Source organism: Sorangium sp. So ce887, assembly GCF_051521455.1.
In the GTDB taxonomy this organism is placed as follows: domain Bacteria; phylum Myxococcota_A; class Polyangia; order Polyangiales; family Polyangiaceae; genus Sorangium.
The window spans coordinates 12131612-12146387 of the sequence record NZ_CP150354.1; the positions used below are offsets into that span (position 1 = coordinate 12131612).

Consider the following 14776-nt stretch of genomic DNA (forward strand, 5'->3'; position numbering starts at 1 on the left):
CTCGTCGGCGCGTGACCGGGCGCTACGCCGGCCGCAGGATCTGGCGCACCGAGTCCACGTCCGCGACCCGGTGCAGCACCGGCTGGAGGCCGGCGCCCGGGGCCTCGCCGAAGGCGCCGCTCGCCGCGACGGCGCGGGCGCGGGGGCCGTCGAGCACGAGGAACACGTCCCGGAGGCCTCCGGCGCCCGGCGCGTCGATCACGTCGACGATGCGCGAGCGATCGAGGTGCAGCTCCTCGTCGCCCCGCTGGATGAGCACGCGCCGATCGGTGATGAGGTACCGCGTCCGCGCCGCGAGCCGCGCGGGGCGCACCACCGACACGTAGAGCATCGCCGCCCCTGCAGCGACGAGCAGCACGATCGTGAGCGAGAGGGAGGCGACGAGCGCCACGAAGGACACGCTCTCCGGATCCATGCCCGCCGCGGTCACGATGCGGATGCTCCGCACGGCGTGCACCGCCGTGACCACCGCGAAGCTGCCAAGGAGCACGCCGAGCAGCACCGAACCGACGCCGCGCAGGCCGCTCGGGAGCCACTTGTGCCAGCCGTCGGCCGGGTGCGCCGACCAGAGCACCCGCTCGCCCTCGTCGAGGCGCTGCGCGAGCAGCCGGTGACCGACGCCCGCGGGCGCCGACGGGACGACGCCCCGCAGGATCGCCCAGACGCGATCCGGGGCGACGACGCCGTTCAGCACGATCGACAGCCGCCGGCGGAGCGCGCCCGTCGGCACCGCCCTCACGAGCTCGAGGTCGCCGACGCCGGGGTGCTTCGGATGCCAGTGGATGCGCGCGTAGCTGATCGACCGCCGCTCGATGGAGCGCCGGAGCTTCCCGCGCTGCACCACGATGTGCAGGTCGGTGAGCTGGTACTCGAGCTCCGAGCGCCACCAGCGCGGCAGGTAGCTGAACGCCACCGCGAGGCTCGCCATCCAGGCCGCGAAGGCGAGCAGCTGGGTCGGCGACGCGTCGAGCGCCTGGCTCACCACGATGGCGGACGCCGTGCTGATCGCCGAGGTGACCCCGCAGACCACCGCGCCCACGACGTAGAGGAGCGGCGTCGCGACGACCTTGGGCCGTCCGGACCAGAGCACCGTCTCATTGAACACCGAGTCGCGCATCTCGACGGTTCTCCGTTCGGGGTGAGCTGGCCGGCGCCGCCCCCGCGCGCGAGGGCGACCACGGTAAGGTGAACCCGCCGGGCGGGGTCGTAAAGGGGCGTCCTCGCATCCCGCTGCAGTGCGATCGGAGCGCGACCGGAGGCGACGTGCGGGAGCGACGTGCGGCGGCCGGTACGCGGCCTGACCCGCGCCTCGGCTCAGCGCCGCTGCGGCGGCCCGTGCGCGGGCTTGCGCAGGCGCTTCAGCGTCTGCTCGCGCTCCCGCTCGCACTGCACGCGCCGCGCCTTGGCCAGCGGCAGCCAGTGATCGTTTCCCGGGGCGCGCGCGATGTACGACTCCCACGCATCCACGGCCTGCAGGTAGGCCTCCGCGCGCGCGGCGCCGAGCTCGGCGCTCCGCGCCGCGGCCCAGTGGCCGAGCGCGGCATACCAGGCCTCGTCGTACGGAGGCACGTAGAACCAGCCCGCGCCGTTGATCTGCTGGTCGCTCCGGTCGTAGGTCCTCGCGAGCCGGATGTGCTCGAGGGCGCCCTCCAGGTCGCCCGACCGGTCGAGCGCCACGGCGAGCCCCCAGAGCGTCGTCACGCCGTAGCGGAACATGTCGAGCGACCCGAGCGCCGCCAGCGCGGCGCGGTAGCCCTCGACGGCGGAGGTGATGTCGCCGAGCGCCATGTACGCCTCGGCCTGGTTGGCCAGCAGCAGGGCCCGCGACGCCGCGTGCGGCTCGAGCGCGAGCGCCTCGTCGTACGCCTTGATCTCCTCCGTGTACCTGCCGAGCCGCGCATAGCAGACCGCGAGCGCGTGCCACGCGTCGGCCCGGGAGGGCGCCGGCGGCTGGGTGCGCAGGAGCCCCTCGAGCGTCGCGACCGCGCCCTGCACGTCGCCGAGGTGCTCCAGGATATCGGCGTAGCGCAGCCGCACCGACGGGTCGCGCGAGGTCGCCGCGCCGGCGCGCTCGTACAGGGCGCGCGCCTCGCGCAGCCAGAGAGGGCCGATCTCCTCGATGCGCTCCAGGAGCGGCGAGCGCCGGAGCTGGTCGTACCGGGCGAGGAGCGCGTCGGCCTCGGAGATGAGCTCCGCGCGCTCGTCGGCCGCCGGATCCAGCGCGCGGGACCAGACGGTCGGCGCCGCGCGGAGGGGCGCCGCCGCGAGCGCGAACGAAAGGAGCACCGCGAGGCCGGGCAGGCGCGGCCGCCCGGGCAGGCGCGGCCGCCAGATCATCGCGCGCCTCCCGCGTTCGGCCCGGGCGGGGGAGCCGCGCCGCGCTCCCGCGGGGCGCGCGCGGCCGGTCCCGCCGTCGCAGCGCGCGCGGGCCGGTGGCCCCCACCGCCGCCTCTCCGGAGCGCGTCGAGGCGCGCGCGCGCCGCCGTGGCCCACGGCCCCTGGCCACCGGCGCCCGACAGGTAGGCCTCCCAGCGCGCGATCGCCGCCGCCGTCATGGTCCGCTCCAGCGCGAGCGCCTCGAGGGCGAGCCTGTCCTCCGGGACCGCGAGGTAGTCGAGGGTGCGCAGGCGCGCCGCCGCGCTGGCGAGGTCGTCCGCGGCGTGCTCGCGCGCGGCGGCGCCGGCGTGCGGGTCGGCCGCGCGGGCGCGAGCCGCCGCCTGGGCGCGGTGGTCGGCCGCGCGGGCGCGGGCGGCCTCGGCGCGGGCGCGGGCGGCCGCCTGGGCGCGCTGGTCGGCCCCGGCTGCCGCGTCGCCCGCCTCGCCTTCGAGCGCGGCGTCGGCCTGGGCCTTGTCGCCGGCGCGGTCGAGCGCGAGCGCGAGCGACAGCGTGACGTCGCGGGCGAGCTGCGTCTGCGTGCGCTGGCGCGCCTCGCGCAGGTAGGCGATCGCCTCGTCGAGGTCGCTGCGGGGGCCCTCGGCGGGCGCGCCGGCCGGCGGCTTCGCGGCCGCGGCGGCCATCGACAGGTGCGCCGCCTCGAGCAGCACGAGCGCGCGCTGGTCGGCGGTGCCGAGCAGGTCGATCCGCGGGACGAGCGCGCGGTAGATCGCGATCGCCTCGTCGCGCTTGCCGGTGCGGGCGAGCGACCGGGCGAGATCGTGCAGCGTGTGCGGGTCCTCGACGCTGCGCGGGTCGATGCTCCGCGCGCGGTCGAAGGCGCGCGCGGCGTCCGCCGGCGAGCCGAGGGCGAGGGCGGCGCGCGCGAGCAGGACCTGCGGCGCGGCGCGTCCCGGCAGGATCTGGTCGGCGAGGCGCGCCGCCTCGCGCGCCGCCTCGGCGTCGCCGCCGAGCTGCGCCTGGCCGCGCGCGAGGAGGTCGCAGTAGCGCGGGAGCTCCGGAGCGCGCGCGCTCTCCCAGATGGTGGGTCCACGTGCGATAGCCCGGCGGGTCCGCGCCGAGCACTCGGGCGGCCGCCCTGCCGCCGCGGCGGCGGCGACGAGATCGCCGCTGCCCTGTCCGCCGTGCGCGGCGAGCGGGAGGGCTAGCAGGGCCGGGAGCAGCAGCGAACCGAGGTGCACGGCGGGGAGTGTACCAGCGACCCGCTCCGGAGGCCCACGCCGGACCGGAGGCGGCGGGCTGGGATCCGGTTGATCGGGCGGGCGATGGTCCGTTATGGTGCCCGAGGTGACAGCGCCACGGGGGGCGTTCGCGGGTCGTGTTTCGCCGGACTCCGCAGCCTTGGTGCCTCGTGAGGCCAGAGGAGGATCGACATCATGGGCGAGGTGATTCGCAAGGATGCGCCAGCGGACGACATCATCGGTGACGTGCGCGCGGCGCTCCAGAGCGCTTCGGCGAAGGGCGGGTCCCTCCGGGAGCTCGCCGAGCAGCGGCTCGTGCCCGTGCTGACGCTCTTCGACGGGGTGGAGGCCCAGCGCAACGCCGCGCGGTCCGAGGCGGAGCCGCTGCTCGCCAAGGTGGAGGCCGAGTCCGCGCGCGCCGACGACGCGCTCGGCAAGGTCGCCGACGACGTGTGGAACGCCGTGGGGCGCCCCTCCGCAGATCCTGCGCTGTCGATCCTGTTCCCCGGCGGCGTGGCCTATTTCGCCGACCACGAGGACGGCGACATCACCGGGCAGCCGGATCGGCTGGAGGTGCTGGCGCAGCTGCTCGGCTCCGGGATTCACCCGAAGCTCAGCCTGGACAAGGCGCAGGCGGCGGCGGCCGAGGTGAAGTCGGCCGCCGCGGCGCTGCGCTCGACGGTCGAGGCGACCCGGCTCCCGCTGGAGCGGCTGAGCGTGCTCGATCGCATCCGCGCCGCGGTGGCGAAGAGCGCGCACATCGAGCTCGTGCACCTGAAGCGCCTCTACAAGGCCGCCGGCTTTAGCGAGCCGGAGATCCACGGCGTGATCCCGGATCGCGGCCGGGCGCGGCGCCGGCTGTAGCCCCTCGTCGCTCACGCTCGTCCCTGGATCCGGGAGAGGGCAGGCCCGAGGAGCCCGTTCTCTGTGGTGCGGCGCGGCGAGGGCGCGCCGGATCGACGGCTCGGCCGCGCCGCGGCTCGTCAGACAGCGCCCGGCGCGGGCGTGCGCGGCGTTCGCTCCCTGCTGGCCAGGCTCACGGGCGATGGCCGGAATAAGGGGGATACGGGCTGGGCGCGCCGGAGCCGAGCGACGTGCTGCGCCCGTAAGGCCCGTAGGGCGTGCGTGTGGACGAGTAAGGCGAGTTGCCGCCATAGTAAGGCGAGTTGCCGCCATAATAAGGCGAGTTGCCGCCATAGTAAGGCGAGTTGCCGCCATAGTAAGGCGAGTTGCCGCCGTAATAAGGCGAGTTGCCGCCGTAATACGGCGCGCGAGGCGAATTGCCGTGCTCCGAGACGTACGGGGTACCGAGGAGCGGGAGGAGCGACATCGCGAACGTGAGGTGCCGCGACGTGGCGCTCCGGATATCGGGGACGAGGTGAGAGATCCCCGGGTGCAGCTCGGGTCCGACGACGACGATCTGCTCCTTGAGATGGGCGAGGAACTCCTCGTGTCGACGGATCTGGAGGTTGACGTACGTCCAGTCGAACTGGCCCCCTGTGAGCCCTTCGAGGAACTGTTGATCCGCCGTGCCCTGCTCGATGACCGCCCGGCTGATCGAGTTGTCCTGCGGCACCACGCCGGTCTGTCCGAGCGCGGCCAGCAGCTGCTGGTTCGCGGCGGTGTGGTGCTCGATCAGCTCCTGGGCGAGCTCGATGACGTACGCGTCCGTCGCGTGGATCAGGGCGGTCTGCGCCTCCGCGATCTGGATCGCATCGAAGGCGGCGATCACCGCGGCGAGCTCCGGGACCGAGAGCGTGAAGGCCTGCGAGGCGGACTCGACCGCCTCTTCCGCGCGATCCTCGTCCGCCGCTGCGAGGTGACTGTCTTCCACCGCGACGGAGCAGGCGCTGGCTCCTCCGAGCGCGAGGCCTGCGATCCATGCAAAACGAAGAGAATCGATTCGAATGCTCATACTTCCCCCATGTCATTGACGGAAGCGGTGCCGGCGCTGGAGCGCTTGGCGGTGATGCCTGGCCCGCCCCGTCATGTATCTTGAGCTGCTCTGGGGATATGCAAGCGCGAACTCATCAAATCGATGATTCTCACCAGCGCACAGGATCGGTTGAACCCTCCGCACCGCGCGACGAACCGGCGCGCAGGTGCCACTTCTTGAGGTCGCTGAACGGACGCCGTCGCTGCGGGGCGGCGGCGACGGCGTCGTCACGGGAGGGCTGGCAGGGGCCGGGGAGCGGCGCTGTCGGGGGATCGGCGTGATGCCGTGCCCGATCTCGACGGAGGCGGCAGGATGGACATCAACGCTTTTCCTGGAGGAAGGGTCCGAGCTCGGGCTCCCGGCGATCCGGGCGCGAGCGGGACGTCAGTCCGCGGACCTGGCCGGTTTGCGCGCCACGACGCCGACGGCGCCGTAGTAGATGCCCCACGCCGCCGGGTCGGCCGCGAACCGGGCGTAGCCGGCGAGATCTTCCTCGCTGATCCGCCCGGTGGCGAGGTACTTGTCCTGGAGCTGGGCGGCCGAGAGGCTCATGATCTCGGACAGCGGGTGGCCGCCCGGGCACAGCGGCACCTCGTTCTCGACGGCCTCGATGGCGAGCCCTCGCGACGTCAGGATCGCGGGCAGGCGCAGGCCGAGCCCCGGGTCCTTGCCGTCCGCCTGGTACATCGCGAGGATCGCCTGATTGACCCGATCGAAGGCCTCGATATCCGGGCCCGACGCGCCCCTGGCCGCGGTGAAGTCGGGCTCCTCGAGCACGAGGCGGCCGCCGGGCTTCAGCGCCGCGAGCATGGCGTCGAGGAGATCCTGGAAATCGGCGTTGTGGATGAGCACGTAGCGGGCGTGCACAAGATCGAAGCGGGCTGCGTGGAAGTTGAGCTGGCGGATATCGCCCTCGATGATCCGGACGCCCGGCAGCCGAGAAGCATCCATGAACCCGACATCGAGGTCGACCGCGACCACCTCGCCCTCGTGGCCGACGCGCTCGGTCATCCAGGAGGCGATCGATCCGGCGCCGGCTCCCACCTCGAGGCAGCTCCAGCCGGGGCCCATCCCGGACGCCTTGAGCAGGCGCCAGCTGCCGGGGTCGAAGAACCCCTCGATCCGCCGCAGGCGCTCCAGCTCTCGCGCACGCTCCGAACCCGCAAACACGTAGCTGCTCTCGGCCATAGGAATGGACATAATAGTCGATTCCGTGAAGGAAGAAGCGAACTTCTCCCGGCGTGCCTCGTCCGGGTACCCCTTCCGGTCGGCGCGCCGTGCCCGTGCGCCCGCTGCACACGACGGCGTCGTCGCTGTCCGGTCGGCCGCGCTCGCCGGCGCCCGGGGCCGCGAGCGCCTGGTGACGAAGTCGCCCGTCGAGCACCCGTCCTGCGGGCATCGCGCTTGCGAGCCGCCTGCGTGATCGGCTGGCTCATGATCCCGGACCAACCCTCCGTTCCTGACACGATCGGCCCGCGCAATCCCTGCGATGCGGGTCGGCTGCCGGGCGGGGTAGCCCGGCGAGCGCTCGTGATCGGCGGAGGCGTCGCCGGGCTGTCGGCCGCGCTGGAGCTCGCCGAGCGTGGGTATCAGGTGACGCTGAAAGAGGCCGCGGCTGTCCTGGGCGGCCGGCTGCACACGCGCGATGAGCGGCTGCGCACGGGGACGTTCCGCGTGGAGCACGGACTCCACATGTGGTTCTGGCAGTATTACAATTCCTTCGACATCATCCGGCGCCTCGGTCGCGAGCGCTATTTCCGTCCGCTCGTGGAGGTCTACTACGAGTTCAAGACGTACAAGCCGGAGGTCGTCCGCAGCGTCGGGCCGTATCCCTTCAACGTCATCAATGTCGTGAGGGAATCGCCGAACCTGAGCGTCCTCGACGTGGCCGGCGCGCGGGGCGCGCTCGGCGAGCTGGTCGGGTACAACCACGACCTGAACTACCGCCGGTTCGATGACGAGACGTTTGACGCGTGGGGGAGGCGCACCCGGGTGAACCGCAGGTTCTGGGACATCGTCATGGGCCCTGTCGCGTCCGTGACGCTGAACGACCCGGCGAGGGTCAGCGCGGCCGAGATGCTGCTCTACATGCACCTCTTCTTCCTCGGCCATCCGAAGGCGTTCCGGCGTTCGGTCGCGACCGTCGACCACGGCACGGCGCTCATCGATCCGTGGGTCGCGCGGCTCCGCTCGCTGGGAGCGATCGTGGAGGTGAGCGCTCCCGTGGCCGGGCTACGCCTCGAAGCGGGCCGCGCTGTCGGCGAGGTCGGCTCGCCGGGGCGCTACGACGCGGTCGTGCTCGCGTCCGACGTCGGAGGCCTCCACCGGATCCTCGCCGGGTCCGTGCCCTTCGACGCTGCGAGCGCGGCGGCGCTCGCCGCCCTCCGCGCCCGCCTTGACCGGCTCGCCGTCGCGCCCGCGTACCACGTGCTCCGCGGCTGGTTCGACAGGCCCATTCGCCGGCGTCAGGTCGAGGCCGTGATCGAGACGCCGCAGCACCGCCCCATCAACCTGATCGCGATCTTCAGCATGCTGGAGGAGCAATCGGCCGCGTGGGCCCGCGAGCGAGGCGGCTCTGTCGTCGAGCTCCACCTCTACAACACGCCATGGCTCGGCGGCCTCGGCGCCGATGTCATTTACGAGTCCATCCGCGGCGAGGTGGAGGATGTCCTCCCCGAGCTCCGCGGGGCGCGCGCGCTCGACTTCTCGCTGGGCGCGTTCCAGAACTTCACCTCGCTCGAGGTGGGGCAGGGAAAGCAGCGTCCGACCAGCGATTTTGCGCTCCTCGCCGGCGTGCGAAACCTCGCGCTCGCCGGCGACTGGGTTCACACGAGGTACCCGTCCGCCCTCCTGGAGAGGGCTGTATCGACGGGGCGTGAAGCAGCGAATCACATCCTGTTCGCCGATCGCGTCCGGGAGGCGCCGCTCGCGACTGCCAGGAAGCACGGCCCTGGCCTCTTCCCGCGATTCGGATGAGCCAGGCCATTCGACGGTAGGCCGACGGTAGGCTCCCGGAGAGGGCGTTCGTCGGACAGCCCGGAGCCCCGCCCTCACGTCACGGGAGCACCCGGCGCAGCGCGAACACCGCCAGCCCGCCCATCGCGAGCGTGGCGGCGCCGCTCAGGATCTTCCGCGCCCTGGAAGGCGCCGGCAGGAACGCCGTGGCGCCGAGCGCCGCGAGCGGGGGCGACGTGCGCGCCGGCGACGACTCGGCGGCCAGCGGCGACGCCGCGGCGTGGATCGGCGCGGTCTCGGCGAACAGATCGAGCATCTCGCGCACGAACGCGGGCAGATCCTGCGGCCCGCGGCTCGACAGCCAGTTGCCGTCGCGCACCACCTCCTCGTCGCGCCAGACGCCGCCCGCGTGCACGATGTCGTCGCGGATGCCGGGCCAGGACGCGAGCTGCCGTCCGCTCACGAGCTCCGCCGACGCGAGCACCCAGGGGCCATGGCAGATCGTCGCGATCGGCTTCCGGAGGTTGTCGAACGCGCGCACGAACAGGCGCGCCTCCTCGCTCTGCCGGAGGAGATCCGGGTTGATGAACCCTCCCGGCAGGAGCAGGCCGTCGTACTCGGCCGGATCGGCCTCGGCGAGCGTCCGGTCCACGTGCACCCTCGCGCCGAGCTCGTGGAGGTTCATCCCGCGGATCTTGCCGTGACGGAGCGAGACGACGTCCACCGTCGCGCCCGCGGCGCGGAGCGCCTTCATCGGCACGGTCAGCTCGATCTGCTCGAACCCGTCCGCCACGAGCGCCGCGATTCGTTTGCCTGCAAGCTTCTTTCGTTCCTTCATGCTGCCCTCAACGATTGGTCGATTTGTGTCGTTGTGTCGCTGTGTCGTTCGGATTGCGCCAGGAGGTGCCTGTTCGTACTGCCCTGTTCGTTCCTCGGACATGTCTCCTCCGACGCACCCTAGAGCCGGCGCCCCGCTCCGCAACCGAGGCCGGCGCCGATTTCGTGGCCTGTGCGAGCCCGGCTGCGGGTGTCGCCCGCGGCCGACCCCGCGAGTGTGTCGTTTTGCGACAGGCGGCTCATGGCGCCAGGGGGCGGGAGCGCGCCGTCACCTCGACAGGATCAGCCTCGGGCGGAGCCACAAGAGGCCCAGCACGGCGGGCACGAGGGCCGCGAGGCCGACGACCGCGGCGCGCAGGAGCCGCTTCTTCCCGCGCGGCTTCCATCCGCCGCTCACGGTGGTCCCTTCCGGCAGCGGCGTGAACAGGTTGCCGTTCGTCGCGTAGGCCGCGCGGTCGTGCTTCAGGTGCAGCCGGTCGACGCTCCGCGCGAGCTGGCGCTCGGCGAGGCCCGGCGCCACGAGGGACAGCAAGGCCAGCTGCCGGGCCGTGCTGCCCACGAAGACCTCCCGCCGGGGTGTCCGTGCCGTACGCACGATGGCGCGCGCCACGCGCTCCGGTGGGTACACCGGGGGCATGGCTACCGGCGTGCGCCCCGTGTAGTTGCCCGCGTGCTGGAAGAACGGCGTGTCGATGGTCGCGGGCAGGACGGTGGAGACGTGGATATCGCGGGCACGGAGCACCTCGAGCTCCTGCCTCAGGCTCTGGGAGAGGCCGCGGATCGCGTGCTTCGAGGCGACGTAGGCGCTGACGTAAGGCTCGGAGAGCCTCGACACCATCGAGCCGACGTTGATGAGCACGCCGCTGCCCTGCCGCCGGAACTGGGCCAGGGCGGCGCGGGCGCCGTGGATGGTGCCGAACAGGTTGGTCTCGATGACGCGGCGGTAGGGCTCGGAGGGCGTCTGTTCGAACAGCCCGAAGAGCGTCACCGCCGCGTTGTTGACCCACACGTCGATCCGGCCGAACGCCTCGGTGGTGCGCCGCGCGATCTCCAGGACGGCGGCCTCGCTCGTCACGTCGGCGACCACGACGAGGGCCTTGCCCCCGGCCCGCTCGCACTCGGCGGCGAGCTCGCGCAGTGGCTGCTCCCGCCTGGCGGCCAGCGTCACCGCGGCTCCGCGCCTGGCGAACTCCAGCGCTGTTGCGCGGCCGATGCCGCTCGAGGCGCCCGTGATCACGACGACCGTATTCCGGAACTTTTCGCGCATGCCTCACCCCCTCCTCTGCGCCGCGTTGCGACGCTGCGCCGCGCGGCGAGCGGCCGCGCGCGGGCGCGGCGTGCTTTGCGGTCACAGGTGGTCCTGGCTTCATGCAAGCGCCGGGCAAGCCGCGTCCAGCCGTGAGGGTGGTTTGCGCCGCGCGGGGATCGACTCGCCCGCTCCGTTCGGTGCGCGGGCGCGCGCCTGCCGTCGAGCGCGCCCGCTCGCGCCGGGCGGCGTCAGGAGGCCAGTCTGCGTCTCGAGCCCGCGGCGGTGCTCGATCGGGCGTGGCCCGATGCGCCGTTCCGGCCGTGTCTCGATCCCGACGGCTGGATCCGGCTCCAGCATGTCGAGCGTGGGACGCTACGCGGCCGGGCCCTTGGTGGGCCCTCGCGCGCATGGACGCGTCCGCATCGACGGCGGCTCGGCACGGGCCGCAAACGCAGACGACCTGGGGGACACATCATGCGAAGCATGTTTCTGGTAGTCATGGCCGCGCTGCCGCTCATGGCCTGCGGAGGCAGCCAAGGCGGCGGACAATCGACCTCGCCTGGGGCCGGGCAGACGGGCGGAGAGACGCCCGGCGGCACCGAAGGAACGGGAGCACCCGAGAGCGAAGCTCCCGGCACGGGGACGACGCCTGGAGGAGAGATGGGAGCGCCGGAGGGAGGCGCCCGGGGCGGGTCAGGCACCCAGGGCGGCACGCAGGAGTGGGGCAGCGGAACCGGCACGCCGGGCGGGACGACCGGAGGCACGCCGGGCGGAACCGGCGCCACGCCGGGCGGGACGACCGGAGGCACGCCGGGCGGAGCCGGAGGCACGCCGGGCGGCTCGGGCACCCAGGGCGGCGGCTCTTTCACGCCACCGAGCGGCGGAACCGGCACGCCGGGCGGCTCGGGCACCCAGGGCGGCGGCTCCCGTACACCGGGCAGCGGCACCCAGGACGGCGGCACCCGCACACCCGGTAGCGGCACCCAGGGCGGTAGCCGCACGCCGGGCGGCGGATAACGTCGGTGAGCCGGCGCGCCCGTTCGCCTTAGCCCGCGATCCGCCGCGCCTGTCCCGGACCGAGATGCCGTAGCGCTCTGCTACGTGAACGCATTGCGCCATCGTCCGGGATCGAATCGGCCACGCCTCTGTGGCCCGTTCCCGGGATAGCAAACGTGGTGCGACCGCTCGTCGTCCATGAGCCCCCGACGGTGTTGTCTAATGTTCCGACGCCCGATCGCGATCTCTGGTGGGAGCTTGCGTGTACGGGTTCCGTGGACGACTACGAGACGTCAGACCGTTCACCGGGGACGTCTGCCAAAGCCGTAAACAGTCGTCGGGCGGGTGCTCCCTCCCCAGCGGCGGGGCGCCCTCCCCGGCGACGGCGCCCTCACCCGCCCGCTCCCCTCAGGCGAACGCGTTGCGCCGCACGATGGTCGCCTCGCGGTCCGCGCCGACCGACACCACGTCGACCGGCACCCCCGTCTCCCTCTCGACCAGCTCCACGTACTGCCGCGCCGCCGCCGGCAGCTCGGTCATCGACCGCGCGCCGTCGATCGACTCGCTCCACTCGGTCACCGGCTCGAGCACCGGCTTCGCCGTCGCGATGTCGTCGATCGGGAACTCCCGCGTCCGCCCCGACGGCGTGTCGTAAGCGACGCACACCTTGAGCTCCGGCATGCCCGTCAGCACATCCAGCTTCGTGAGCGCGATCCCGTCCAGGCCGTTCACGCGCGCCGCGTAGCGCAGCGCCGGCAGGTCGAGCCAGCCGGTCCGCCGCGGGCGGCCGGTCACCGAGCCGTACTCCCCGCCGACCGACCGCAGCCGCTCGCCCAGCGCGCCGCCGAGCTCCGTCGGGAACGGGCCCTCGCCCACGCGCGTGCAGTACGCCTTCGCCAGGCCGAGCACCCGGCGGATGCGCGTCGGGCCAACCCCGGCGCCCACGCACGCGCCCCCGGCGATCGCCGACGACGACGTGACGAACGGGAACGTGCCGTGATCGATGTCGAGCAGCGTCCCCTGCGCCCCCTCCAGCAGCACCCGCTCGCCGCGGCGGAGCGCCCCGTCGATGAGCTGCGACGTGTCGGCGAGCAGCGGCGTGATGCGCTTCGCCAGCGGCGTGAGCTCCTCGAGGATCGCGTCGAGCGACGGCGGCTCGCCGCCGAGCGCGCGCAAGGTCGGCGTCCACGCCTCGATCGAGCGCGAGACGAGCTGCGCGAGGCGCTTCATGTCGCGCAGGTCGCCGAGCCGCGCCCCGCGCCGGGACGCCTTGTCCTCGTAGCACGGGCCGATGCCGCGCTTCGTCGTCCCGAGCCGCGTCCCGTCCTCCGCGGCCGCCTCGCGGAGCGAGTCGACAAGCGGGTGGTACGGCAGGATCAGGTGCGCGCGATCCGAGACGAACAGCCGCCCCTGCGTCGAGCAGCCCCGCGCCTCGACCGCGTCGATCTCGGCGACCAGCACTCCCGGGTCGACCACCATGCCCTGCGCCATCACGCACCGGGCGTTCGCGCGCAGGATGCCGCTCGGGATGAGCCGAACGATCAGCTTCTCCCCGCCCACCACCAGCGTGTGTCCGGCGTTGGGCCCGCCGGCGTAGCGCACCACGAGGTCGGCGCTCTCCGTGTAAAGGTCGACGACTTTGCCCTTGCCCTCGTCGCCCCACTGCGCGCCGACGATCACGATCGCGGTCATTCCGAAGCTCCTCCCGGATCACCTGGCCCGGCCTCGGCCCGCTCGTACCTCCGAGCGGCTCCGTCCGGGTCCACGTCCGCCTTTACCCCAGGCTCGCTTGCCGAGCGAGCGTCTACTTGCCGCCCCGACGCGGCGCCCCCGTCTTCAGCACGATCGCCCGGGCCGCCGCGGCGTCGTCGAGGCCCGCCGGGACCACGCCCGCCTCGGACGCCCCGCCGCCGGGCGCCGCCTCGACAACGAGCGCCCCGTCCCGCTCGCGCACGAGGTGGGAGAACCGCCAGGACAGCGCATACCCCTCCGGATCCTGGTCCGCAGCGTGCGCCACGACCGGGACGGAGAGCCCCCGCAGCGCCGCCGCGAGCGGCTCGGCGCGCTCCGGCGGCACCGAAAGGAGCACCCGCAGCGCCGGCTCGTCCGCCGCGCCCGCGACGTCGCGCGCCCAGGCCACCGCGTCGAGGTTCAAGGCGAAGCCGACCGCCGGCATCGGCAGGCCGAACCGGGAGAGCAGCATGTCGTAGCGACCGCCCGCCGCGATCGGCTCCCCGGGGCCGTCGGCGAGCACGTGGAAAATTGCGCCCGTGTAGTAGGCGAGGCCGCGGAGCTCGCCGAGGTCGACCCGGAGCGACGGGCCGAGCTCGGGGCTCTTCCTCGCCGCGTCCCAGAGCGCGCGCAGCTCGGCGAGCGGCGCCTCGGCGGGCGTGCCGGCGAGCAGGCCCGCGGCCCGGTGGAAGACCACGGCGCCGTCCGGGTCGGCCTCGCCGCCGCCCGCGAGGTCCGGGAGCGCGGCGATCGCCGCGACGATGCGGCGCGGAACGTCGGTCGCCCGCTGGCTGGCGAGCACGGCGGCGAGGCGCGACGCGTCCTTCAGCTCGAGCACCTCCGAGAGCTCGGCGGCGAGCCCCACCGGGACCGCGTCGAGCAGCGCGCGCGCGATCATCGCGTGCCCGAGGTCCACAACGAAGTGATCGAGGCCGGCCTCCCGCACCGCGGAGGCGGCCAGGCGGAGGATCTCCAGGTCGCCGCCGAGCGTGCCCACCCCGTACAGCTCGACGCCGGCCTGCGGGATCTGCCGGTGGCGCCGCGCCCGGCCCTGGCGTCGCCGCAGGACGGTGCCCTCGTAACAGAGGCGGATCGGGCGGGGCGCGTCGGCGAGCCGCGTGGCCACGAGCCGGGCGATCTGCGGCGTCATGTCCGGGCGGAGCGCGGCGACCTCGCCCGACTCGGGCTCGATGAAGCGCAGCATGTCCGCGGCCTCGAGGGTGCCGAGCCCGCGCTCGAGCACCTCGGCGAACTCGAACGCCGGCAGCGAGACCGGCTCGTAGCCGTGCAGGACGAAGTGATCGAGCACGCGCCTGGCGAGCGCGCGGCGGCGCTGCGCCTCCTCCGGGAGCAGATCGCGCATGCCGGCGGGCAGCGGGTGCGCGAGCGCGCGCGGCGGCGCGGAGACGGACGGCGCTGGCCGGTCCACTTCGGGCGTCGGAGCGTGGCGGCCTTCCCCCTCGGGGGCTTCCCATCGCGGAGCGTCGCTGGACATCG

General features: G+C 73.6%; 12 protein-coding genes. 3 read left to right on the forward strand and 9 right to left on the reverse strand.

Going from position 1 to position 14776, the window contains the following annotated elements; all coding sequences use genetic code 11:
- Positions 1-22: 22 nt before the first annotated feature.
- The 3 genes from WMF36_RS45445 to WMF36_RS45455 form a co-directional block, all read right to left on the reverse strand.
- A complete protein-coding gene (locus WMF36_RS45445; RefSeq protein WP_437577107.1) occupies positions 23-1117 on the reverse strand; it encodes a hypothetical protein in 1095 nt (364 codons plus the stop codon).
- 197 nt (positions 1118-1314) lie between these two features.
- Positions 1315-2337 carry a tetratricopeptide repeat protein gene (locus WMF36_RS45450; RefSeq protein ID WP_437577108.1) on the reverse strand — a complete coding sequence of 341 codons (1023 nt, stop codon included), beginning with the start codon at positions 2335-2337 and terminating at the stop codon, positions 1315-1317.
- Positions 2334-3575 (reverse strand): hypothetical protein, encoded by a 1242-nt coding sequence (locus WMF36_RS45455; RefSeq protein ID WP_437577109.1) that lies wholly within the window; start codon positions 3573-3575, stop codon positions 2334-2336. The genes WMF36_RS45450 and WMF36_RS45455 overlap by 4 nt, the downstream gene beginning before the upstream one ends.
- 195 nt (positions 3576-3770) lie before the next feature.
- On the opposite strand from WMF36_RS45455, the gene WMF36_RS45460 reads away from it, so the two are divergent.
- The gene (locus tag WMF36_RS45460; RefSeq protein ID WP_437577110.1) at positions 3771-4439 is read left to right on the forward strand and encodes a hypothetical protein; all 669 of its coding nucleotides are present in this window, start codon (positions 3771-3773) and stop codon (positions 4437-4439) included.
- 172 nt (positions 4440-4611) lie between these two features.
- On the opposite strand, the gene WMF36_RS45465 is transcribed toward WMF36_RS45460, so the two are convergent.
- Complete coding sequence (locus WMF36_RS45465; RefSeq protein ID WP_437577111.1) at positions 4612-5409, reverse strand: DUF4142 domain-containing protein; 798 nt, start codon at positions 5407-5409, stop codon at positions 4612-4614.
- A gap of 486 nt (positions 5410-5895) precedes the next feature.
- On the reverse strand, positions 5896-6711 hold the full coding sequence (locus tag WMF36_RS45470; protein WP_437577112.1) for a class I SAM-dependent methyltransferase: 816 nt from the start codon (positions 6709-6711) through the stop codon (positions 5896-5898).
- Between the two features lie 330 nt (positions 6712-7041).
- On the opposite strand from WMF36_RS45470, the gene WMF36_RS45475 reads away from it, so the two are divergent.
- The gene (locus WMF36_RS45475; protein ID WP_437577113.1) at positions 7042-8487 is read left to right on the forward strand and encodes an FAD-dependent oxidoreductase; all 1446 of its coding nucleotides are present in this window, start codon (positions 7042-7044) and stop codon (positions 8485-8487) included.
- Between the two features lie 79 nt (positions 8488-8566).
- Here the strand turns inward: WMF36_RS45475 and WMF36_RS45480 are convergent, their stop codons facing one another.
- Positions 8567-9304: a type 1 glutamine amidotransferase domain-containing protein gene (locus WMF36_RS45480; RefSeq protein WP_437577114.1), complete on the reverse strand. Its 738-nt coding sequence runs from the start codon at positions 9302-9304 to the stop codon at positions 8567-8569.
- A gap of 267 nt (positions 9305-9571) precedes the next feature.
- Complete coding sequence (locus WMF36_RS45485; protein ID WP_437577115.1) at positions 9572-10570, reverse strand: SDR family oxidoreductase; 999 nt, start codon at positions 10568-10570, stop codon at positions 9572-9574.
- Between the two features lie 456 nt (positions 10571-11026).
- On the opposite strand from WMF36_RS45485, the gene WMF36_RS45490 reads away from it, so the two are divergent.
- On the forward strand, positions 11027-11569 hold the full coding sequence (locus WMF36_RS45490) for a hypothetical protein (protein ID WP_437577116.1): 543 nt from the start codon (positions 11027-11029) through the stop codon (positions 11567-11569).
- Positions 11570-11956: 387 nt separating this feature from the next.
- On the opposite strand, the gene WMF36_RS45495 is transcribed toward WMF36_RS45490, so the two are convergent.
- On the reverse strand, positions 11957-13240 hold the full coding sequence (locus WMF36_RS45495; protein ID WP_437577117.1) for an adenylosuccinate synthase: 1284 nt from the start codon (positions 13238-13240) through the stop codon (positions 11957-11959).
- A gap of 112 nt (positions 13241-13352) precedes the next feature.
- A complete protein-coding gene (gene hisZ, locus WMF36_RS45500) occupies positions 13353-14774 on the reverse strand; it encodes an ATP phosphoribosyltransferase regulatory subunit (RefSeq protein WP_437577118.1) in 1422 nt (473 codons plus the stop codon).
- Positions 14775-14776: the final 2 nt, after the last annotated feature.